The following is a 20,378-nucleotide window of genomic DNA, read 5'->3' on the forward strand; positions in this document are numbered from 1 at the left end:
CCCGGCACCGGCAGGTAGCGGGCGCCGTGCCGGGCGGCCGGGAGCCGGGCGACACCGCCCGGGCCGTCCGGGCCGGTGAGCAGGTACAGCTCGAACTCGTGCTCCGGCAGGCCCTCGGCGAGCCGGTCGCACCACGGTCCGGCGCCACGGTCGGGATGCGGACGGGCACCCTCGGTGAGCAGGGCGACGCGCACGGGAGACCTCCTAGGGTTGCTGCCCCTCCCAGGGGCGACCGGAGCCGCGGGGCCGAACGCCGGGACCCTTGCTGTCGCTTGTCACCCACCCAGTGGCCCGGTGTCTGCGGCTCTCCCCCACACCTGTTCGGTCCGGCAGCAGAACGGTAGGACCGGCTTCCGGCCGCCCATCGGTCACATGCCTGGCTGCCACCTGAACGAGTGAACCCCCGTGACCTCGGCCCGGACCGGGCCGTTGACGCGCGCTATACGGCGCGGCCCCTCACCCGTCGACGGGTGAGGGGCCGCGCCGTATAGGCCCGGTCCGCTCAGCGGGCGGCGGCCGCGATCAGCTCGCGCACGGCCCGGGCGACCGCGTCGGGGTGCTCCATCATCGCCACGTGCCCGGACTCCGGCAGCACCAGCAGCCGGGCGTCGGCGAAGGCCGCGCAGGCCCGGCGGGCCGAGCGGTAGGCGACCAGCCGGTCGCGCAGCCCGTACACCAGCAGCACCGGCGCCTCCACCTGCTCGGCCTGCCGCCACAGCGCCTGGTCGCCGCGCTCGGTGTACGCGGAGACGATGCCGCGGGCCGAACCGACCAGCGCCGGCATCGCGTGCGGCAGCTCCAGCCGGTGCCGGTACTCGGCCACCGCCTCGGCCCGGGCGGCCGGGCTCAGTCCGGCCGGGTCGCCGTAGACCAGGCGCAGCAGGTCCTCGGTGGCGGCCTCGGCGTCGCGCCGGCCGGCCGGCAGCCGGCGCAGCAGGGCGGGCAGGCCGGGCACGGCGAGCAGGCCGGTGGGCCAGGCGGAGCGCTGCGGGGGCAGTTCGGGCAGGGCGGGCGAGACCAGGGTGAGGCTGCGGACGAGGTCGGGGCGCAGGGCGGCGAGCCGGACGGCGACGGCGCCGCCGAGCGAGTTGCCGAAGAGGTGGACGGGGCCGCGGCCGGAGGCCTCCAGGTAGCCGATGACGGCGCGGACGTGGCCGGAGAGGCTGAGGTTGCCGTCGGCGGGCGGACCGGAGCGGCCGAAGCCGGGCAGGTCGACGGCCTCGCCGTCGACGAGGCCGTCGAGCCGGTCCATCAGGTCGTTCCAGTTGCCGGCCGAGCCGCCCAGGCCGTGCACGAAGAGCCCGGGCTCGCGCCCGTCGGTGCCGCCCCCCGGCATCCGGGCCGCCCCGGCGGGCCGGTGCACCGCGAGCACCGCACCGGGGACCTCGACCGTACGTACCTGCTGCTCAGCGCTGCTCATGGTGGACGATGGTAGTGAGCCCCGGCCGGGGGCGGCGGGGCGGTCCGGCCGTCCCATCCCTCGTCACACCACTGCCGACGCCGAGGTCAGCGCCGTATTGTGGGCTCCTGACAAGCGGGCGGGCAGCTTTTCTCGCGTTCACCAAGGGCCGACGCGGTTACCGAAAAGTAGAATCGGCCCTCTTGCCAGCCCCGATCAACCCCGAAGTGAGGAGCGCCGTGACGGCCATCCAAGAGGCGCAGGAGCGCCCGCGCGGTGCCCGCCTGCCGCGAAGCGCCCGCCGTGAACAACTGCTCGGTGCCGCCCAGGAGGTGTTCGTCGCGCAGGGTTACCACGCGGCCGCCATGGACGACATCGCCGACCGTGCCGGGGTGAGCAAGCCGGTGCTCTACCAGCACTTCCCCGGGAAGCTGGACCTCTACCTGGCGCTGTTGGACAAGCACTGCGACGCCCTGGTCGAGTCGACCCGCGAGGCGCTGGGCACCACCACCGACAACAAGCTGCGGGTGGCCGCGACGATGGAGGCGTACTTCAACTACGTCTCCAGCGAGTCCGGTGCCTTCCGGCTGGTCTTCGAGTCGGACCTGACCAACGAGCCGGCCGTGCGCGAGCGGGTGGAGCGGGCCTCCGAGGCGAGCGCGACGCTGGTCAGCAAGGTCATCCAGGAGGACACCGACCTGCCGGAGGCGGAGTCCAAGCTGCTGGCCGCCGGGGTCTGCGGCCTGGCCCAGATCACCGCCCGGTACTGGCTGTCGCAGGGGCTGGAGATCCCGCGCGACGAGGCGGTGCGGCTGGTCGCCAGCCTGGCCTGGCGGGGCCTGAAGGGCTTCCCGATGCACCCGGGCGACCTCGCCCCGGAGGGTTCCGCTCAGCGCTGACGATCCGCTGACCTTCGCCTGGGCGGTGATCGGGTGCTCTATGGTGAAGCCGTACGGCGCGGTCGCCGCGGTCGCTTGTCCCAGGCGCTCCGATGACCGCGCGTGGAGGCTGCAACCCCGGAGGGACGGAAGCCGTGGAGGTCAAGATCGGCGTGCAGAACGCGCCCCGCGAGATCGTGATCGAGAGCTCGCAGACTGCCGATGAGGTCGAGAGCGCGGTCGCGAAGGCGCTGGAGGGCTCCACCAAGCTCTTCTCGCTCACCGACGAGCACGGCCGCCGCGTCATCGTCCCGGCCGAGCGCCTGGCGTACGTGGAGATCGGCGAGCAGGCCGTCCGCAAGGTCGGTTTCGGCACCGCCTGAGGCGCCGCCCGCGAAAAGGGTCCGAACCGGTGCCCCGTTCCCTCCCGGGAGCGGGGCACCGTCGCGTGTACGGCCAGTTCGGCCTGGGTACGGCGACAGGTGCGGCGCCGGTGCCGCACGTCCGTCCCCCGGGGAGGCCGCCTTGCTGGTCGAATCGATCGTCTTCGCCCTGGTCGGCCTGGTCGCGGCCGCGGCCGCGCTGCTCGGCCTGCCGGGGTACTTCCGGGCCTCCCGCCCGTTGGTGGCGGGGACGGCGACGGCCGCGGCGCTGCTCGGCGGGGTGCTCGCGCACTTCTGCCTGGACGGGCGCCACCCGGTGGTCGCGGTGGCGTTCTCGGCGCTGGCCGCCGGGGTGCTCACCTCGCTGCTGGCCCGGCCTGACCTCGCCGCCGGGCGGGCCCCGGCGCACCGGCACCACCCGCACCGGGCCGGCGCCCACCGCGCGCGGCGGCACCGGCCGGTGTGACGCGGGGAGCTAACTGGCCAGGCCGAGGGCGGCCATCCGCCGGGTGTGCGCCTCGGTGATCCGGTTGAACATCTTGCCGACCTCGACCAGGTCGAAGCCCTGCACCTGGACGCCGCCGACCAGCAGGTTGGACAGCGCGTCCCGCTCGGCGACGACCCGCTGGGCCTGGCTGAGCGCCTCGCCCATCAGCCGCCGGCCCCAGAGGGCGAGGCGTCCGCCGGCCCGCGGGTCGGCCTCGATGGCCTGGCGGACCTTGTCGACGGCGAACTGGCCGTGGCCGGTGTCGGACATGACGCCGAGCACCAGGTCGCGGGTGTCGTCGTCCAGCCGGACGGCCACCTCGCGGTAGAAGTCGGTCGCGATGGCGTCCCCGACGTAGGCCTTGACCAGGCCCTCCAGCCAGTCCGAGGGCGCCGTCATCCGGTGGAACAGCTCCAGCGGCTCGACGAAGGGGCGCATGGCCTCCTGCGGGTCGGCGCCGATCTCGGCGAGCCGGTCGTGCAGCCGCTGGTAGTGCTGGAACTCGGCGGAGGCCATCCGGGCCAGGGCCGCCTTGTCGGCGAGGTCGGGCGCCAGTTTGGCGTCCTCGGCGAGCCGCTCGAAGGCGCTCAGCTCGCCGTACGCGAGCGCGCCGAGCAGGTCCAGTACCGCCGCGCGGTAGCCCGGCTCGGCCGAACACGTGGCCCAGTCGCCGATCGAGCCGCCCGTGCCGTCCTGCGTCTCACCTTGGGTCTCCATGACCCGCCACCTTAGTCCCGGGGGAGCGGCCGCCCCACCACCGACCGCACCCGGGTGACCTGCCGGATCGGCCGATCAGGGGCCGGTCGCCGGGGGCAATGTCAGACGCGTCACGTGTTCGAGTCGTCGGCTGACTGTATGGTGGTACGGAGCCCCGTCGTGTTCGCACGGTGTCACCGCCGTCTCGGTGGCCCGCACGAGCCCGCTCCCTAGCGGCAGCGCGTCCCTCGGACGTGTCCGCACCGGAGGCACGGGTACTCACGTACGCGGATGCCCGGTCGGAGAGCCGATCGGCTCCGACCATGGCTTGGACTTCAAGCCTTGGCACCGCATCAGTGGCCGAGCGAGGGCCGCCGAGACCACGCCCACCTGGCGGAGGTCCCGCGCAGGTCCCTCACGGGAATTTCCCCGACGCCGCCGGCGACGCGCCCCGTCATCGGGCCGCGCGCACCGGCCGGCCGCAGGGACCGGCGCGGTTGTGCGTCCGCGCAGCTGTCATCAGGGCCGCCCAGGCCCGTACGCAGCCGCGCGGCTGCCCGCCCGCCGCTCGCTCTCGGCCCCTCCGAAAACGGAAGAGGCAGCACCCTGTCCACCACCGCTGAACCCATCAAGACGACGTTCCGGGACCTGGGGATCCTCCCGGAGACCGCCGAGGCCCTCGAGTCCGTCGGCATCGTCCATCCCTTCCCCATCCAGGAGATGACCCTCCCGGTCGCGCTGACCGGCCACGACGTCATCGGCCAGGCCAAGACCGGCACCGGCAAGACCCTCGGTTTCGGCCTCCCGCTGATCGAGCGGGCCATCGTGCGCGCCGACGTGGACGCCGGCCGGGCCACCGAGGAGCAGCTCTCCGACTTCCCGCAGGCGCTGATCGTCGTCCCGACGCGTGAGCTCTGCACCCAGGTCACCAACGACCTGCAGACCGCCGGCAAGGTCCGCAACGTCCGCGTGCTCGCGGTCTACGGCGGCCGGGCGTACGAGCCGCAGGTCGAGGCGCTCAACAAGGGCGTCGACATCGTGGTCGGCACCCCGGGCCGACTGCTGGACCTCGCCGGCCAGAAGAAGCTGAACCTGTCCAAGGTCCGCGCGCTGGTCCTCGACGAGGCCGACGAGATGCTCGACCTGGGCTTCCTGCCCGACGTCGAGAAGATCATCACCATGCTGCCGGCCAAGCGGCAGACCCTGCTGTTCTCGGCCACCATGCCGGGCCAGGTCATCAACCTCGCCCGCCGGTACATGAGCCAGCCCACGCACATCCGGGCCGCCGCCCCGGACGACACCGGCGCCACCGTCGCCAACACCGAGCAGCACATCTTCCGTGCCCACTCCCTGGACAAGGTCGAGACGGTCTCGCGCATCCTGCAGGCCGACGGCCGCGGGCTGGCGATGATCTTCTGCCGCACCAAGCGCACCGCCGCCGACGTGGCCGACCAGCTGACCCAGCGCGGCTTCGCGGCCGGCGCCGTCCACGGCGACCTCGGCCAGGGCGCCCGCGAGCAGGCGCTGCGCGCCTTCCGCAACGGCAAGGTCGACGTCCTGGTCTGCACCGACGTGGCTGCCCGCGGCATCGACGTCGAGGGCGTCACCCACGTCATCAACTACCAGTGCCCCGAGGACGAGAAGACCTACCTCCACCGGATCGGCCGCACCGGCCGGGCCGGCGCCTCCGGCACCGCCGTCACCCTGGTGGACTGGGACGACATCCCGCGCTGGCAGCTGATCAACAAGGCGCTGGACCTGCCGTTCAACGAGCCGGAGGAGACCTACTCCACCTCGCCGCACCTGTACGAGCTGCTGAAGATCGCGCCGGGCACCAAGGGTGTCCTGCCGCGCTCGGAGCGCACCCGGGCCGGGCTCGGCGCGGAGGAGATCGAGGACCTCGGCGAGACCGGCGGGCGGGGCGCCCGCTCCGGCCGCGCCGGTGGCCGAAGGGCCGGTCGGCGAGCGGCCGTTGGCCAAGCCGCCGGTGCGCAAGCTGGCCAAGGACCTGGGCATCGACCTGCGGGCCGTCACCCCGACCGGTCGGGACGGCGTGATCACCCGCGAGGACCTGCACGCCCACGCCGCGGCCCAGGCCGCCGTGGTGGCTCCGGCCGCCGAGCCGGCCGTGGTCGAAGCGGCCGAGGCCGTGGCGGCGCCGGTGCCGGTGTTTGTCGGGGGCGACGTCCGGGTGCCGATCAAGGGCGTCCGCAAGGCGACCGCGCAGGCGATGGTGGCCTCGGCCTTCACCGCCCCGCACGTCACCGAGTTCGTCCAGGTCGACGTGACCCGCACCATGAAGTTCGTCCGCAAGCTCAAGGAGAGCGGCGAACTGGGCCGGGACGTCCGGGTCAGCTCGCTGCTGCTGGTCGCCAAGGCGCTGCTGGTGGCGATCAAGCGGCACCCGGAGATCAACGCCCAGTGGGACGAGGCGGCCCAGGAGATCGTGCTCAAGGGCCAGGTCAACCTCGGCATCGCCGCGGCCACCCCGCGCGGTCTGATCGTCCCGAACATCAAGGACGCCGGCTCCAAGACCCTTACCGGCCTGGCCGTTTCGCTCGGCGAGCTGGTCGAGACCGCCCGGCAGGGCAAGACCTCGCCGGCCGACATGCAGGGCGGCACGGTCACCATCACCAACGTCGGCGTCTTCGGCGTCGACACCGGCACCCCGATCCTCAACCCGGGCGAGGCGGCCATCCTGGCCTTCGGCGCGGTCCGGGAGCTGCCGTGGGTGCACAAGGGCAAGGTGGTCCCGCGTCAGGTGACCACGCTCGCACTCTCCTTCGACCACCGGCTGGTGGACGGGGAGTTGGGCTCCAGGGTGCTGGCCGACGTGGCCGGGCTGCTGGAGTTCCCGAAGCGCCTGATCACCTGGGGCTGACGCCCCGGGAGACGTGACGAAGGGGCCCTGCTCCGCACCGCCGTGCGGAGCAGGGCCCCTTCGTCGTACCCGCCCGTCGACTACCGCTGACGGCGCAGGCGACGGACGGCGAGCAGGACGCCGGCCCCCAGCGCGAGCAGCGCGGCGGCGGAGGTGGCGAGGAAGGTGTCGGTCTCGGCGGCGCCGGTGTGGGCGAGTTCGGCGGCACCGGCCGGGGCGGTGGTGGCCGGCGCGGCGGCGGGCTGCGCGGCGGGCTCGGCGGGAGCCTCGGTGGGCTCGGCGGCCTCGGCCGGGGTGCGGTCGGCGGCCGGCTCGGCCGGAGCCGGCTTGGCGGGCTTGGCGGGCGTGGTGGTGGGCGCGGGCTTGGCGGGCTTGGCCGGCTCGGTGGGGTCGATGGCCCGAGCCACGTGGAAGGTGTGGCTCTCCCCGCGCTCGGCGGGGAAGCCGGGGGCCTGGGCGAGCAGGCCGATCTCGACATCGGTCAGGTCCTTCGGCGCCTTCGAGGAAATGCCCACTCGGAAACCGAAGTTGACGACATGGCCGTCCTCCACGCGGGGGGCGGTGGTGGCGGGGGTGACGAGCGTGAAGAGCGTGGGGTCGCAGCCGTGGCGCAGGCCGATCGGCTTCCATCCGCCGGCGGTGGCGACCTCCACCGTGAGGTCCTCGAGCCGCAGGTCCCGGCCGTAGAGCCCGAGCATCGGGGAGACGTTCTGGAACGGGGCGCCGGTGAAGTTGCCGACGCTGACGCCGATCTCGACCTTCTCGCCGCCCGCGATGATCGTCTGGCCGTTCGGGGTCATGTGGAAGCCGACGTTGTAGGAGCCGTTGTGCGCGGCCGGGGTGGGGGCAGCGGCCGTCGCGACGGCCGTCGCGACGGCCGTCGCGACGGAGGTCGGGGCGGAGGTCGGGGCGGAGGTCGGGGCCGAGGAGGTGGCCGAGGGGGCCGGAGTCGCCGGAGCGGTGACGGCGGGCGCGGTGACGGCAGGCGCGGCGTCGGCGTCGTCGCCGCAGGCCCAGGCGGAGTTGCCGGTGGCGAGGACCTGGACGCCGCCCGCGAGGATGGTGGTGGCGGCGAGGACGGCGATGCGGCGGCGGCCGGAGAAGGCGCGGTCGTTCTTCGCAATACGGGTGATAACGGACGTGCGCATGACGTGACTCCCCAGGGTCATGGGTCTGACGGTGTGGTGGGTGAAGACGACCGGCTCCGCTCCTCGTGAGCGGAAGCGCCCCCCGGCTCCGCCGGTCTCGCTCTCCGTGCCTTCACCCTGATAGACGTCCATCCCCGCCGGGGGTTGCAGGTGGATCGAGAAGTTTTTTCGGAAGTCTTCGGCCGGGCTTCGGGATACTGCCGGAATGACGGATGAGCTGACGATTCGACCGGAGAAGACGGCGGGCGGGGGCGGCGAACGCCGGTCGCTGCGGCGGGACGTGTCGGCGCCGGCGCTGCTGGCGGGGCTGGTCTGCGTCGCGGTGTCGTTCTCCGGACCGCTGGTGGTGGTGCTCGCGGCGGCCGCCGCCGGCCGGCTGGACGCGGCGCACACGGCGTCCTGGATCTGGGCGGTGGCGATCGGCAGCGGGGTGAGCGGCTTCGCGCTCAGCTGGTGGACCCGGACGCCGGTGATCACCGCCTGGTCCACCCCGGGTGCCGCGCTGCTGGTGACCAGCCTGGGTGGCTACCCGTACCGGGAGGCGGTCGGGGCGTTCCTGGTGAGCGCGGTGGTGGTGACGCTGTTCGGGGTCACGGGCTGGTTCGGCCGGCTGATCGCGGCGGTGCCGGTGGGGATCGTGAACGCGATGCTGGCGGGCATCCTGTTCTCCTTCGGCGCCGGGATCTTCGGCGCGGTGCACGGTGCGCCGGTGCTGGTGGTGGGCAGCTTCCTGGCCTTCCTGCTGGCCAAGCGGTTCGCGCCCCGGTACGCGGTGCCGGTCGCGCTGGTGGTGGGCGGGGTGCTGGCGGCGCTGACCGTGGGGCTGCCGCTGCACCTGGGCTCGGGCGGGCCGACGGTGCCGGTGCTGACGGTGCCGGCGTTCTCCTGGTCGGCCCTGGTGGGGCTGACGCTGCCGCTCGCCATCGTCACGCTGGCCTCGCAGAACGCGCCCGGGCTCGGGGTGATGCGGGCCTTCGGCTACCGGGCGGACGACCGGCTGCTGATCGGTTCGACCGGCGCGGTGTCGATGCTGATGGCGCCGTTCGGCTCGCCGGGGGTGAACCTGGCGGCGATCACGGCGGCGATCTGCTCGGGCCCGGAGGCCCACCCGGACCCGCGTCGGCGGTACGTCGCGGGGATGTCCTCGGGCGTGCTGTACGTGGTGGTGGGCAGTTTCGGCGGGCTGCTGGTGAGCCTGTTCACCGGGTTGCCGAAGGAGCTGATCGCGGTGATCGCCGGGGTGGCGCTGCTGGCCTCGCTGCAGGGCAGCCTGGCGGCGGCGGTGGCCGAGGAGCGCGGGCGGGACGCGGCGGTGGTGACGTTCCTGGCGAGCGCCTCGGGGATGAGCCTGTTCGGCATCGGTTCGGCGTTCTGGGGGCTGCTCTTCGGGCTCGGGACGCACCTGGTGCTGGAGTGGGGGAGGCGGACCCGGGAGTGATGCGCCGAGGGGGCGGGGGAAGCACCCTCGGGAGTGATGCGCCGAGATTGATTGGTATCTCTGGTATGAAAGGAATCGTTCGGCCAGGTCGGTGACATTTTCTTCGGCCGGTAGGGGCGACACGCCGGTCCGGGTACGTCTCCGCTCCACCACCCGGGCGACACCGGGTGACCGGAGCCCCGAGGACGCACCCGTATGCCTGCTGGCAACCCTGGCCGTCTCGTCCGGAGTCTGGCCGCCCTCGTACTGGTGTCCACCGCCGTACTCCCGGCCGCCCTGGAACTCGTCGGCCCCTCGCCGTTCGGCGTGATCGGAGCGGGCGCCCCCGCCGACCGGGCACTGCCGCCGCACACCGCGCTCCGCGCCGACCAGCGGCTGCCCGTGGCCGCCCCGACCTTCGACATACGCCGCACCGGGGACCCGGCCAACCGGATCACCCTGGTGCTGCTCGGCGACGGCTACACGGCGGACGAACAGGAGGCCTTCCGGCAGCAGGCCGACAAGGCCTGGCACGCGCTGATGGACATCGAACCGTTCCGTACCTACCAGGGGTTCTTCAACATACGGCGGGTCGAGGTGGTCTCCCCGGTCTCCGGGATAGCCGAGAGCGAGAGCCGCGGCCGCCACCCCGCCACCCCGCTGGGCATGCACTTCTGGTGCGAGGGCACCGCCCGGCTGCTCTGCGCCGACGAGGGCGCCACCGCCCGCTATGCCGGGGACAGCGCCGGGCCGCAGTACCTGATCGCGCTCGCCAACTCGGGCGAGTACGGCGGCGCCGGGGGCACCGGGGTGACCACCCTGGCCGGGGGGAGTCCGGACGCCGGGCGGATCATCCAGCACGAGATCGGGCACACCGTCGGGGACCTCGGCGACGAGTACGACAGCGCCCCGGACGACGCCGACTACCCGAACCTCTCCACCCTCAACGCCGACGACATGCGCAAGAAGCAGACCAAGTGGTGGCGCTGGCTGGGCGCGGTGTCACCGGATGGCGCCGGCACCGTCGGGGCGTACCGCAGCGCCAACGGCCTCTACCGGCCCACCCCCGACTCGGTGATGCGCACCCTCGGCAGCGCCTACAACCTGCCCTCCCGCGAGGCGATCATCGAGGAGCTGTACCGCAAGGTCCGCCCCACCGACGCCCCGTCGCCGCCGCCCGGCGAGGTCGCCGGACGCCCCCGGCTGGACGTCCGGCCGCTGCCGCTGACCGGCACCCGGCAGCTCCAGGTGGACTGGAAGGTGGACGGCGCTCCGGTCGCCCCGCAGGCGGTGGACGGCGGCCGGCTGGACACCGCCCTGCTGGAGCTGGCCCCGGGCCGGACGGCGACCGTGACCGCGACCGTCCGGGACACCACGGACTGGGTGCGGGACGAGGCCTTCCGGGACCGCTACATGACCCGGTCGGTGTCCTGGACGGTCACCGGCTGAGCCACCCGGCCACCGGCACCGGCGGCTCCGCCGTCCGCTGCCGTCCGCGACCGCGCCGGCCGGCGTCCGCGAGGTCACACCCCCCGGATCTGGGCGTCCAATCATGGGATGACTAACCTGGACGGACTATGACCGTGGAGCCCGCCCGCTCAGCCCCGCCCCTGTCCGTCCCCGCTCCCCGAGCCACCGCCGAGCCCCCGGCCACCGCCGGGCCCCCCGCCGCCACCGTCCCCGCGCCGCCCGGCGGCCGCGCGGCCTGGCTGGCCTGGTCCATCGGCGTCAGCGTCTACATCCTGGCCGTCATCCACCGCACCAGCCTCGGCGTGGCCGGACTGGACGCCGCCGAGCGCTTCGGCATCGGCGCCTCGGCGCTGTCCACCTTCTCCATCCTCCAGGTGCTGGTCTACGCGGCCATGCAGGTCCCGGTCGGCCTGCTGGTCGACCGGTTCGGGCCGCGCCGGGTGCTGCTGCTCGGCGTGCTGCTGCTGAGCACCGGCCAGCTGGCCTTCGCCTTCAGCTCCTCCTTCGCCCCGGCGCTGGCCTCCCGGGCGGTGCTCGGCTGCGGCGACGCGATGACCTTCATCAGCGTGCTGCGGATAGCCGCCCGGTGGTTCCCGGCGGCGAAGAACCCGTTCGTCGCCCAGCTGACCGGGCTGGCCGGGATGGGCGGCAACCTGGTCACCACCGTGGTGCTCGCCCAGGCGCTGCACAGCGAGGGCTGGACGCCCACCTTCGCCGCGATCGCGCTGCTCGGCGTGGCGGTGTTCGCGCTGGTCGCGCTGTTCCTCCAGGACACCCCGGCGCAGGAGGAGCCGGTCCGGCCGGCGGGGGAGCGGCGGGAGCGGCCGAAGGTCCGCCGTCAGGTCCTGGACTGCTGGCGGGAGCCGGGCACCCGGCTGGGCCTGTGGATCCACTTCACCACCCAGTTCCCCGGCAACGCCTTCGGCCTGCTCTGGGGCCTGCCCTACCTGGTCGAGGCCCAGGGGATGACCCGCGGCGAGGCCGGGGGGCTGCTGACCGTGCTGGTGCTCTCCAACATGACCTGCGGCTTCGTCTTCGGCCGGCTGCTCTCCCGGACCGCCCGGGCCCGGATGCCGATCGTGTTCGGCGCCCTCGTGGCCACCGGGCTCGGCTGGGCGCTGGTGCTGGCCTGGCCGGGCGGGCACCCGCCGTTCTGGCTGCTGCTCGGGATCATCCTGGTGATGGGCAGTAACGGCCCGGCCTCGCTGGTCGGCCTGGACTTCGCGCGTGCCCGCAACCCGGTGGAGCGGCTCGGCACCGCCTCCGGGATCGTCAACATGGGCGGCTTCATCGGCACGATGATCACCCTGTTCGGCATCGGCGTGCTGCTGGACGCGCTCTCCCCGGCCGGCGCCGGGGCGTACTCGGCCGAGGCCTTCCGCTGGGCGTTCTGCTGGCAGTACGTGCCGCTGGCGGTGGGCACGGCGATGATCCTGCGGCTGCGACGGAAGGTCGCAGCCGCCTCCTGACCCCCTGAACCTCAGACGGTGACCGAGAAGTTCGCCAGCACCCGCTCGGCCAGTTCCTTGTCGCCCTCGACGCCCACCGGGCCGGGCCGGCCGCGGCCGCAGGCCAGCCGGACGTACGTCTCCCAGTCCATGGTGAGCTGGACGTCGGGGGCCAGGCTGATCGACTCGTCCACGGAGCCGCGGCCGGCCGCGTCCACCCGGACGGTGCGCAGGAACTCCACCGGGCCGGTCACGTCCACCACCAGGGCCGTCCCGGCCGGGGCGCCGGCCTGGTGGGCGACGGCCTTGGGCAGGAACTGCAGCAGGTAGTCCCGGGTGACCAGGGCTCCCGGGGAGTCCAGGTTGCCGGGGGTCTCCAGGGCCCGGCGGAGGTCCTGCTCGTGCACCCAGACGTCGAAGGCCCGCACCCGCAGCAGCTCGTGGTACGGGATGTCCCTGGCCAGCGGGCCGGCCGGCCAGCGGACCGGCTCGTCCGGCGTCTGCTTGGCGTTCCGCAGCGCGCGGGAGCGGCGGATGATCGTGTACTCCAGCTCGCCGGTCATCTCCAGCGCGGTGTGGCAGCGGCGCTTGTCGACCGGCAGTTCGACGTAGCGGGCGAACTCGGTGGTCACGTGGCGAAGGTCACGCGGCAGCGCATGGATCGGGCGCGGGTCGCCGAGCAGCTCGGACTCCACCGCGATCACGTGCGAGACGACGTCCCGGACCGACCAGCCGGTGCACTCCGTGGCCCGGTTCCACGAGCCCTCGGGAAGGGGGGCGACCAGCTCCGATATGGACTCGATGCTCTGCGTCCACGCCTCCGTGTAAGCCTGCACGGTCTGGTTGTCCGTCACGGGAATCTCCGGCCCTCCGTCAGCTTTCCTACGCTCCGCGCCCGGCCGTCGCTCTCGGCCGGGATGGCCGGCTTCCGGGCGCGCACGCTAACCGCACGTTACGCTGCCGGGAGACAGCTGGGCAGCGCTTTCGGGTGACGATCGTAGGTCTCTTGCCGTGGACGGTGGTACTGTGCGCGCTTCATTGATCCAACTCGCGGTCTCCGACGCCGAGCCACCCGCCGAACGGCGGGCCCGGGCCGCGTCGCTGGTACGGGCCCAGCAGGGCTCCGACCTGGTGGTGTTGCCCGAGCTGTGGCCGTTGGGCGGCTTCGCCCACGAGCTCTGGTCGGACGGCGCCGAGACGCTGGACGGGCCGACTTCGGACGCGATGGCGGCCGCCGCCCGGGCCGCCGGGGTCTGGCTGCACGCCGGTTCGATCGTCGAACGCGATCCGGACGGCCCGATCTACAACACCTCGATGCTGTTCGCCCCCGACGGCGAGCTGGTGCACACCTACCGCAAGATCCACCGCTTCGGCTTCGACAGCGGCGAGGCGGTGGTGATGGGCGCCGGGCAGGAGATCGTCACCGCGCCGACCGAGTTCGGCACCCTGGGCCTGGCCACCTGCTACGACCTGCGCTTCCCGGAGCTGTTCCGGGCGCTGCTGGACGCCGGCGCCCAGCTGCTGGTGGTCCCGGCGGCCTGGCCGGCCAAGCGGCGGGAGCACTGGACGCTGCTGGCCCGGGCCCGGGCACTGGAGGAGCAGGCCTTCGTGCTGGCCTGCAACACCGCCGGGACCCACGCCGGGGTCGAGCAGGCCGGGCACAGCGTGGTGGTGGACCCGTGGGGCCGGGTGCTGGCCGAGGCCGGGCCGGACGAGCAGGTGCTGACCGTCGAGTTCGACCCGGCCGAGGTGGGCCGGGCACGGGAGGACTTCCCGGTGCTGCGGGACCGCCTGCTGGGCATCCCGGCGCCGGTCCAGCGGTAGGCGCTCGCCGGGCACGGGCGGGGGACACGGGCTTCCGGAGGGTTGGTTCGTACCTGCTCCGGACCGGTTTGAGAAGATGAGCACTCGTCGTGTTCCCCGCCGCCGGTCGGCCGGTCCGTCGCGGGTCGGCACGGCGGCCCGCCCGAGGAGGTCGCGCGCATGTCCGGCACCGGCGCCGGCGACACCCCCCGCCCCGTCATCCAGCGCAACAGCCTGCGCGAGCAGATCGCCGGCGCGCTCCGCGAGGAGATGATGGCCGGCCGGCTGGAGGCCGGCCGCAACTTCACCGTCAAGGAGATCGCCGACCTCTACGGCGTCTCCGCGACCCCGGCCCGCGAGGCCCTGGTCGACCTCGGCGCCCAGGGGCTGCTGCGGGCCGAGCACCACCGCGGCTTCACGGTGCCGGAGCTGGGCTGGGCGGACTTCCTGGAGATCTTCGAGTCCCGGGTGCTGCTCACCGACAGCTTCTACCGCCAGTTCTCCACCCGCCGGGCGCTGCCCGACCTCACCCGGCTGCCCTCGCTGCGCCGCCGGGCCGACGCGGCCGTCCGGGCCGCCCGGGCCGGGAACCTGGACGTGATGGTGGGCTGCGACCGCCGGTTCTGGCAGGAGGTCTCCGCCCTGCTCGGCAACCGCCGGATCGGGGACTACCTGGACTGGCTGCGGGTGCAGTCCTGGATGTTCGCCGCGCCCTACCTGCGGGCGATGCCCACCCTGGCCGGGGTCTGCTGGGACCGCCACCCCGACCTGGTCCACGCGATCGAGACCCACGACCTGACCGGCGCGCACCGGATCATCTGCGAGTACAACCTGTTCACCGCCCGGTTGCTGGCCGGGCTGGCCGGGCGGCCGCTGGAGTCGGTGACGGTGCTCGGGCTGCTCACCGAGGTCGCCGACGGGGAGCCGCTGCCCGTCCCGGTCGAACCGCCGGCGCCGCCACCGGCCCGGCAGCCACCGGCCCGGCCGGCGGAGGAGTCCGCGCCGGAGCCCGGGACGGCCCGGTCCGGGCGGCCCCGGCGCAGCGACGAGGTCGGCCGCGAGCTGGGCCGTGAACTGGGCCTCGGCCTCGGCCTGGTGCCGCAACCGCGCTGGGTGCCGCACACCGGGTTCGGCCGGCGGCTGCCCGAGCCGCCCCCCGAAGCTCCGCAGGGACGGCCCGATCCGCACCCCGCCCCGGGCCGGTAGGGTGGGCGGGCGTCGAACCGGGCGCCCGCACGGGCCGTCCGGGTACCGACTCCGCCCCCACCGTCGCCCCGCCCCCGCGGGCGATTCCCGCCGCCCGGAGAGGAACTGCCGGCCATGGCCTGCGACCTCTGGCTCGTCCCGCTGGTGGACGTGCTGAGCCACAGCCCCGACAACCCCTTCCGGGACGACCTAGCGCTCTACAACACGGTGTTGACCTCGCGCGGGCTGCCCGAGGTGCCGGTCTACCGGTTCGTCCCCGGACTGAGCGGGGCGGTCGAGCCGATAGCCGCCTTCGACTACGACTCGCTGCACTTCCTGCGCCGCGCCTACCTGTTGGGCCTCACCGGACTGGACATCACCCCGGTCGACTCGCTCGGCGGCGACTACGAGCAGCTGCTGGAGATGTTCGAGAGCAGCGCCGAACAGTCCCACCTGGTCTGGCACTTCGACCACGCCGGGGCGTACGTGCCGATCGAGTTCCCGGCCCCGCTGGTGGACGACACGCTGCTCGCCTCCGGCGGCCCGCTCGGCTCCAGCCACGGGCTGCTGCGCGAACTCCAGGCCGTGGCACCGGCCCTGGGCATCGACCCGCTCAACCCGCCGAACCCGACCCGGCCGCTCGGCCCGACCGGCCTGGAGCAGCCGTTCGGACCGCCGATCGACGACCTCCACCCCTTCGCCCGGGAGCGGCACGCCTGGTCGGGCCTGTACGCGGCGGCGACCCGGAGCCTCGGCCAGGGCTCGATGATCGTCTTCGCGTAGCCCTGGTGCGTCGTGCCGCGGGCCGAGGGCGTGTCCGACCATTGCCGCCGGGCGCGCGACGCCGGGGCACGCCCTAGCGCAGCGGCCCCTCCGGCGGCCGCTGGCGCGGCATGGTGGGCCTGGTCCCCGGCGGTGGCAGTACCCGCACCTGGGCGCCCACCCCGCTCTCGGTGCGCCCGCCCCACGCCCCCGCGGACTGGGTGGGCAGCTGGGTCATCGACGCGCGGAACTCCAGCATCCACTCCGAGGTCTCGGTGCGGACCATGTCCGAGACGTCCTCGCAGAACCGGCGCAGCACGCCCAGGCAGCGCTCGGCGGCCTCGCCCGCGGTCCCCTCGGTCGGGCCGAGCACCTCGCGCACGCACTCCGACGCCCAGTCGAACTGGAAGGCCTCCAGGCGGCGTTGCAGCGCCTGCGCGGTGGAGACGTCCCGCATCCAGCCGGAGGTGAGCCCGAAGACCCGGTCGGTGCCGTAGCAGGCGGCGGCGAGCGCGAGGCCCACGTAGCCCCAGCCGGTGCCGTGCGCGACGGTGCCGGTGAGCTCGACCAGCGGGGCGGTCACCCCGCCCACCGCGAAGCCGGCCGACCCGAAGCGCAGCAGCCGGGCCCAGCGGCGCTTCCAGATCCGGTCCCGGCGGTACCACTCGATCGCCTCGACCGCCCGCTCCTCGGACCAGCGGTAGAGCTCCTCCAGCCGCTCGGCGGGCTCGCCCCAGTCCCCGAGCGGGAACTGGCGGGCGCTCAGATCGGTCCGGTGGCGGGTCGAGGCCCGGCGGGCCACGGCTGCGGCGGGCGGGTCCTCCTCACCGATCTCCTTGCCCCAGGCACTCTCCTCGGGCTGCATTTCCGGCTGGCTCACCTGTGGGGCTCCCTGTGGCGGGCGGGCGGCTTGGTCTGTCGGCGCATCGGCTGACGGGACGTCTGCCGGTGGTTCTCCAACAGCACTTCTTACCGCCAAATGGCTGACCGTGGGGCGCTTCACCGGTGATCGTTACCGGTTTCGGCCACCGGAACCCGAGGTGGGGCGGTTGCGGGGGTCGGCGAGATTTCACCCGTCCGAGCGAGGCGCCGGTGACCCGCCGTCCTGACCCGGGCACCCGACGCACATCCGGCCCGGCCGGGCTTGGAGGATCCTCCTACGTGATCGGCGTACGGAGCGCTCCTCCTGGAGGATCCGACGGGACCGGAGAGCGGCCGGAACAGGCCACCGACTACGCTGCCAGGCGTGAAGGTCCTCGTCATCGGCGGCGGCGCCCGCGAACACGCCCTGTGCCGCTCCCTGTCCCAAGATCCCTCCGTGACCGAGTTGCACTGTGCCCCGGGCAACGCCGGGACCGCCCAGGTGGCGACCGTTCACCCGGTCGACCAACTGGACGGCGCCCAGGTCACCGAACTCGCCGCCAGGCTCGGCGCCGACCTGGTCGTGGTCGGCCCCGAGGCCCCGCTGGTGGCCGGCGTCGCCGACGCCGTGCGCGCGGCCGGCATCCCGGTCTTCGGCCCCTCCGGCGCGGCCGCGCAGCTGGAGGGCTCCAAGGCCTTCGCCAAGGACGTGATGGCCGGCGCCGGCGTGCCCACCGCCCGCTCCTACGTCTGCACCACCGCCGAGGAGGCCGCCGAGGCACTGGACGCCTTCGGCGCCCCGTACGTGGTCAAGGACGACGGCCTGGCGGCCGGCAAGGGCGTCGTGGTCACCTCCGACCGCGCGGCCGCGCTGGCGCACGCCGCCTCCTGCGAGCGCGTGGTCATCGAGGAGTACCTGGACGGCCCCGAGGTCTCGCTGTTCGCGATCACCGACGGCACCACCGTGCTGCCCCTGCAGCCCGCGCAGGACTTCAAGCGCGCGCTGGACGGCGACGAGGGCCCCAACACCGGCGGCATGGGCGCCTACTCGCCGCTGCCGTGGGCACCGGCCGGGCTGGTCCAGGAGGTCCTGGACACCGTCCTCCAGCCGACGGTGGACGAACTGCGCCGCCGCGGCACCGAGTTCTCCGGCCTGCTGTACGCGGGCCTGGCGCTCACCTCCCGCGGCACCCGGGTGATCGAGTTCAACGCCCGCTTCGGCGACCCGGAGACCCAGGTCGTGCTGGCCCGGCTGCGCACCCCGCTGGCCGGCGTGCTGCTGGCCTCCGCCACCGGCGCCCTGGACCAGCTGGAGCCGCTGCGCTGGGACGAGGGGGCGGCCGTCACCGTGGTCGTCGCCTCCGAGGGCTACCCGGCCGCGCCCCGCACCGGCGACCCGATCGAGGGCCTGGCCGAGGCCGAGGCGGACGGCACCGCGTACGTGCTGCACGCCGGCACGGTGGCGGACCGGGACGGCCGGGTGCTCAGCGCCGGCGGCCGCGTCCTGTCGGTCACCGCGACCGGAGCCGACCTGGCCGAGGCCCGCGAGCGCGCGTACGCGGCTGTGGACCGGATCTCCCTCAAGGGCGGCCAGCACCGCACCGACATCGCCCTCAAGGCGGCCACCGCCTGAGGCACCCCGCGCGTCCCTCGCGGCCCCCGTGCGAACCACTCGCACGGGGGCTGCGCCGTAGCCCGCGCCGTAGCCCGCGCCGTAGGGCCCGCGTCGTAGGGCCCGCGTCATCCCTGAGCGAGCCCGGGAAGAGCGGAGAAACAACCCACAGGGCGCAGCGCCTCCGGCGTTTCCCGGGTGGGGGCGGTCCCGGGGTGCGACTCACCGTTCGGCGGGCGGATTCCAGCCCATCGGGTGATAGCACCCGCATCCGGCTGACGTAACCGGGCGCCCGGCCTTATGGTGCGCTGGATCGCCGTACGACGGGCCGTGCGCCGGGGGCGCCGCCGGGTAGCGGCGCGCCCGCGGGGGGATGCTGGACGGCGATCGGCCGGACGGTCGCCCGGTGCTTCGCACCGGACCGGTCGTGGGAGTCCGGACTTCGGACGGCGTCACCTCGACGACCGGGCGGCGTCACCGGGACGAGTGGAAACCGGGCCGATCCGGAACACCCGCCCGCACCGGGGCGTCGAAAATGGCAGTAGCGCCACACAGCATGCACTGCCGGGGATCGGACGCCTCCGCTTCCCGGTCGGAACTGATCGTTTCGAGTCGGCTCAGGGCCCGTAGCGGGTGCCCGAGGGCTCCGAAGGGGGTGCCGCACCGTATGGCTGTCGACACCGCGCGCGCTCATGCCCAAGCGGTCCTGCGGATCCGGGGCCTGGCTCTGGCCGTGGCCGTCCTGCCCGCCGCCGTCGCGGTGGTCCTGCTCGCGGGCCGGTTCACCGGCCGGATCGGGGCCGCCGGTTCCTCCGACGCCGCCGGCTGGGACGCCGCCCGCTGGGTGTTCTGCGCGATCGCCACGCTGACCCTGCTGGTGGCCGGGCTGACCGCCCGCGCCCTGCGCCGGGCCGTCCCGCCGCGGACCCCGGCCGTGCCGGTCGAGCGGTCCGCCGCCCCCGAGCTGTACCGGCTGATCGACGAACTGGCCGACCGGCTGGACGTCCCCGCGCCCTCCGCGGTGGCCCTCACCCCGGACTGCGACAGCTGGCTGGAGGACGTCGCACCGCCGCGGCGCCCCCGCGGGCCGCGCCCGCACGCCGCGCCCCCCGCGCCGGTACTGGTGATCGGCTCGCCCTTCCTGTGGTGGATGCGGGCCGGCGAACTGCGCGCCCTGCTCGCCCCCGTGGTGGCCGGTACGGCCGCCTCCGCGGACCCGGAGATCGCCGCCGCCCGGCGCTTCCTGCGCAGCCTGGACGCCTGTCTGGACTCCGGCGCGGGCACGGCCTCCGGCCTCGGCGGCGGCACCCTGGCCGAGCCGCCCGCCCCGCCCCGCCCCGGCCCGGCCGGGTTCGCCGACCGGATCACCCGGCGGATCACCCGCCGGCTGCTGGGCGCCTGCCGCGGCCACTCCGCCGAGCTGGAGCGGTCCGTCGCGAGCTGGGCCTCCGAGCAGGCCAGGACGGTCGACTACGGCCTGCGGATCGCCGCCCAGGAGCAGGTCGGCCTGGCCTACGCCGGCTGGGACCGGCTGCTCACCCGGGTCGCGCTGCCCGCCTGGCGGCTCGGCCGCCACCCGGCGCACCTGAACGCCGGAGTGGTCGCCGCGCTGACCGAGCTGTCCCGCCGCGACCGGCTGGCCGACGGCTACGGCACCCGGCTCGGCGACCGCCCCGCCTGCGACCTGCTGGAGGAGCCCGGCACGGTGGACCGGGCGGTCTCCCGGCTCGCCGCCGAGCTGTTCTTCGGCCGCCCGGCGGGCGGCGTCTGGCACGAGCTGGAGTGGGCCGACTACCCGGCCGAGGCGGTGGACGCCGGCTGGCGGGCCCGGGCCGCCTCCCTGCAGTCCGCGCTGGACCGGCTGGCCCCGCAGTCCCGCCCCGGCGCCCCGACCCTCACCCGGCTGCTGGTCCGGCTCGCCGAGGGCGACGGCGAGCAGCTGGCCGCG

Annotated in this window: 18 protein-coding genes and 1 pseudogene; 13 read left to right on the top strand and 6 right to left on the bottom strand. The window is 74.4% G+C overall.

Annotated elements, in window-relative coordinates; all coding sequences use genetic code 11:
- Both BG452_RS10305 and BG452_RS10310 read right to left on the bottom strand, forming a co-directional pair.
- Positions 1–194: DUF3492 domain-containing protein (locus BG452_RS10305; protein WP_188303929.1), on the bottom strand; the 194-nt coding region annotated here is incomplete at its 3' end.
- A gap of 308 nt (positions 195–502) precedes the next feature.
- On the bottom strand, positions 503–1,420 hold the full coding sequence (locus BG452_RS10310; RefSeq protein ID WP_223242027.1) for an alpha/beta fold hydrolase: 918 nt from the start codon (positions 1,418–1,420) through the stop codon (positions 503–505).
- A 218-nt stretch (positions 1,421–1,638) separates the two neighbouring features.
- Between BG452_RS10310 and BG452_RS10315 the strand changes: the two genes are divergently transcribed.
- From BG452_RS10315 to BG452_RS10325, 3 genes are all read left to right on the top strand, one after another.
- Positions 1,639–2,298 (top strand): TetR/AcrR family transcriptional regulator, encoded by a 660-nt coding sequence (locus tag BG452_RS10315; RefSeq protein ID WP_188303931.1) that lies wholly within the window; start codon positions 1,639–1,641, stop codon positions 2,296–2,298.
- 134 nt (positions 2,299–2,432) lie between these two features.
- Entirely contained in the window at positions 2,433–2,660 is a 228-nt protein-coding gene (locus tag BG452_RS10320; RefSeq protein WP_188303932.1) for a DUF3107 domain-containing protein, read from the top strand.
- Between the two features lie 142 nt (positions 2,661–2,802).
- Positions 2,803–3,126: a hypothetical protein gene (locus BG452_RS10325; RefSeq protein ID WP_188303933.1), complete on the top strand. Its 324-nt coding sequence runs from the start codon at positions 2,803–2,805 to the stop codon at positions 3,124–3,126.
- A 9-nt stretch (positions 3,127–3,135) separates the two neighbouring features.
- On the opposite strand, the gene BG452_RS10330 is transcribed toward BG452_RS10325, so the two are convergent.
- Positions 3,136–3,864, bottom strand: coding sequence for a ferritin-like fold-containing protein (locus tag BG452_RS10330; protein ID WP_188303934.1), 729 nt, complete (start codon positions 3,862–3,864; stop codon positions 3,136–3,138).
- Positions 3,865–4,563: 699 nt separating this feature from the next.
- Between BG452_RS10330 and BG452_RS10335 the strand changes: the two are divergent.
- Both BG452_RS10335 and BG452_RS10340 read left to right on the top strand, forming a co-directional pair.
- A pseudogene (locus BG452_RS10335) lies at positions 4,564–5,782 on the top strand (DEAD/DEAH box helicase); the annotation flags it as partial.
- A gap of 3 nt (positions 5,783–5,785) precedes the next feature.
- Positions 5,786–6,724 (top strand): dihydrolipoamide acetyltransferase family protein, encoded by a 939-nt coding sequence (locus BG452_RS10340; RefSeq protein ID WP_411292921.1) that lies wholly within the window; start codon positions 5,786–5,788, stop codon positions 6,722–6,724.
- Positions 6,725–6,804: 80 nt separating this feature from the next.
- Here BG452_RS10340 and BG452_RS10345 read toward each other — a convergent pair whose 3' ends face one another.
- The gene (locus BG452_RS10345) at positions 6,805–7,872 is read right to left on the bottom strand and encodes a hypothetical protein (protein ID WP_188303935.1); all 1,068 of its coding nucleotides are present in this window, start codon (positions 7,870–7,872) and stop codon (positions 6,805–6,807) included.
- 205 nt (positions 7,873–8,077) lie between these two features.
- Here BG452_RS10345 and BG452_RS10350 point away from each other — a divergent pair, with 205 nt between their 5' ends.
- From BG452_RS10350 to BG452_RS10360, 3 genes are all read left to right on the top strand, one after another.
- A complete protein-coding gene (locus BG452_RS10350) occupies positions 8,078–9,310 on the top strand; it encodes a benzoate/H(+) symporter BenE family transporter (protein WP_188303936.1) in 1,233 nt (410 codons plus the stop codon).
- Between the two features lie 195 nt (positions 9,311–9,505).
- Positions 9,506–10,738, top strand: a complete 1,233-nt coding sequence (locus tag BG452_RS10355; RefSeq protein WP_188303937.1) for a M64 family metallopeptidase — start codon at positions 9,506–9,508, stop codon at positions 10,736–10,738.
- A gap of 128 nt (positions 10,739–10,866) precedes the next feature.
- Positions 10,867–12,228, top strand: a complete 1,362-nt coding sequence (locus tag BG452_RS10360) for an MFS transporter (RefSeq protein WP_188303938.1) — start codon at positions 10,867–10,869, stop codon at positions 12,226–12,228.
- Between the two features lie 11 nt (positions 12,229–12,239).
- Here BG452_RS10360 and BG452_RS10365 read toward each other — a convergent pair whose 3' ends face one another.
- The gene (locus BG452_RS10365) at positions 12,240–13,061 is read right to left on the bottom strand and encodes a maleylpyruvate isomerase family mycothiol-dependent enzyme (RefSeq protein WP_188303939.1); all 822 of its coding nucleotides are present in this window, start codon (positions 13,059–13,061) and stop codon (positions 12,240–12,242) included.
- A gap of 172 nt (positions 13,062–13,233) precedes the next feature.
- Between BG452_RS10365 and BG452_RS10370 the strand changes: the two genes are divergently transcribed.
- The 3 genes from BG452_RS10370 (at position 13,234) to BG452_RS10380 (ending at position 15,978) form a co-directional block, all read left to right on the top strand.
- On the top strand, positions 13,234–14,031 hold the full coding sequence (locus BG452_RS10370; RefSeq protein ID WP_188303940.1) for a carbon-nitrogen family hydrolase: 798 nt from the start codon (positions 13,234–13,236) through the stop codon (positions 14,029–14,031).
- A gap of 159 nt (positions 14,032–14,190) precedes the next feature.
- Positions 14,191–15,216, top strand: coding sequence for a GntR family transcriptional regulator (locus BG452_RS10375; protein WP_188303941.1), 1,026 nt, complete (start codon positions 14,191–14,193; stop codon positions 15,214–15,216).
- A gap of 114 nt (positions 15,217–15,330) precedes the next feature.
- Positions 15,331–15,978, top strand: coding sequence for a hypothetical protein (locus BG452_RS10380; protein ID WP_188303942.1), 648 nt, complete (start codon positions 15,331–15,333; stop codon positions 15,976–15,978).
- A 73-nt stretch (positions 15,979–16,051) separates the two neighbouring features.
- On the opposite strand, the gene BG452_RS10385 is transcribed toward BG452_RS10380, so the two are convergent.
- Positions 16,052–16,837 (bottom strand): SLATT domain-containing protein, encoded by a 786-nt coding sequence (locus BG452_RS10385; RefSeq protein ID WP_317620975.1) that lies wholly within the window; start codon positions 16,835–16,837, stop codon positions 16,052–16,054.
- Positions 16,838–17,203: 366 nt separating this feature from the next.
- On the opposite strand from BG452_RS10385, the gene purD reads away from it, so the two are divergent.
- Complete coding sequence (gene purD, locus BG452_RS10390; protein WP_188303943.1) at positions 17,204–18,451, top strand: phosphoribosylamine--glycine ligase; 1,248 nt, start codon at positions 17,204–17,206, stop codon at positions 18,449–18,451.
- A gap of 646 nt (positions 18,452–19,097) precedes the next feature.
- The coding region (locus BG452_RS10395; RefSeq protein ID WP_188303944.1) for a hypothetical protein at positions 19,098–20,378 on the top strand (1,281 nt) is incomplete at its 3' end.

This window comes from Streptomyces sp. CBMA123, assembly GCF_014596465.1.
Lineage (GTDB): Bacteria > Actinomycetota > Actinomycetes > Streptomycetales > Streptomycetaceae > Kitasatospora.

Bases quoted from the DNA above. Each gene is read 5' to 3' on its own strand.
- BG452_RS10330 (WP_188303934.1), bottom strand. From the start codon at position 3,864: ATGGAGACCCAAGGTGAGACGCAGGACGGCACGGGCGGCTCGATCGGC.
- BG452_RS10380 (WP_188303942.1), top strand. From the start codon at position 15,331: ATGGCCTGCGACCTCTGGCTCGTCCCGCTGGTGGACGTGCTGAGCCAC.
- BG452_RS10355 (WP_188303937.1), top strand. From the start codon at position 9,506: ATGCCTGCTGGCAACCCTGGCCGTCTCGTCCGGAGTCTGGCCGCCCTC.
- BG452_RS10375 (WP_188303941.1), top strand. From the start codon at position 14,191: ATGTCCGGCACCGGCGCCGGCGACACCCCCCGCCCCGTCATCCAGCGC.
- BG452_RS10350 (WP_188303936.1), top strand. From the start codon at position 8,078: ATGACGGATGAGCTGACGATTCGACCGGAGAAGACGGCGGGCGGGGGC.
- BG452_RS10345 (WP_188303935.1), bottom strand. From the start codon at position 7,872: ATGCGCACGTCCGTTATCACCCGTATTGCGAAGAACGACCGCGCCTTC.
- BG452_RS10310 (WP_223242027.1), bottom strand. From the start codon at position 1,420: ATGAGCAGCGCTGAGCAGCAGGTACGTACGGTCGAGGTCCCCGGTGCG.
- BG452_RS10360 (WP_188303938.1), top strand. From the start codon at position 10,867: ATGACCGTGGAGCCCGCCCGCTCAGCCCCGCCCCTGTCCGTCCCCGCT.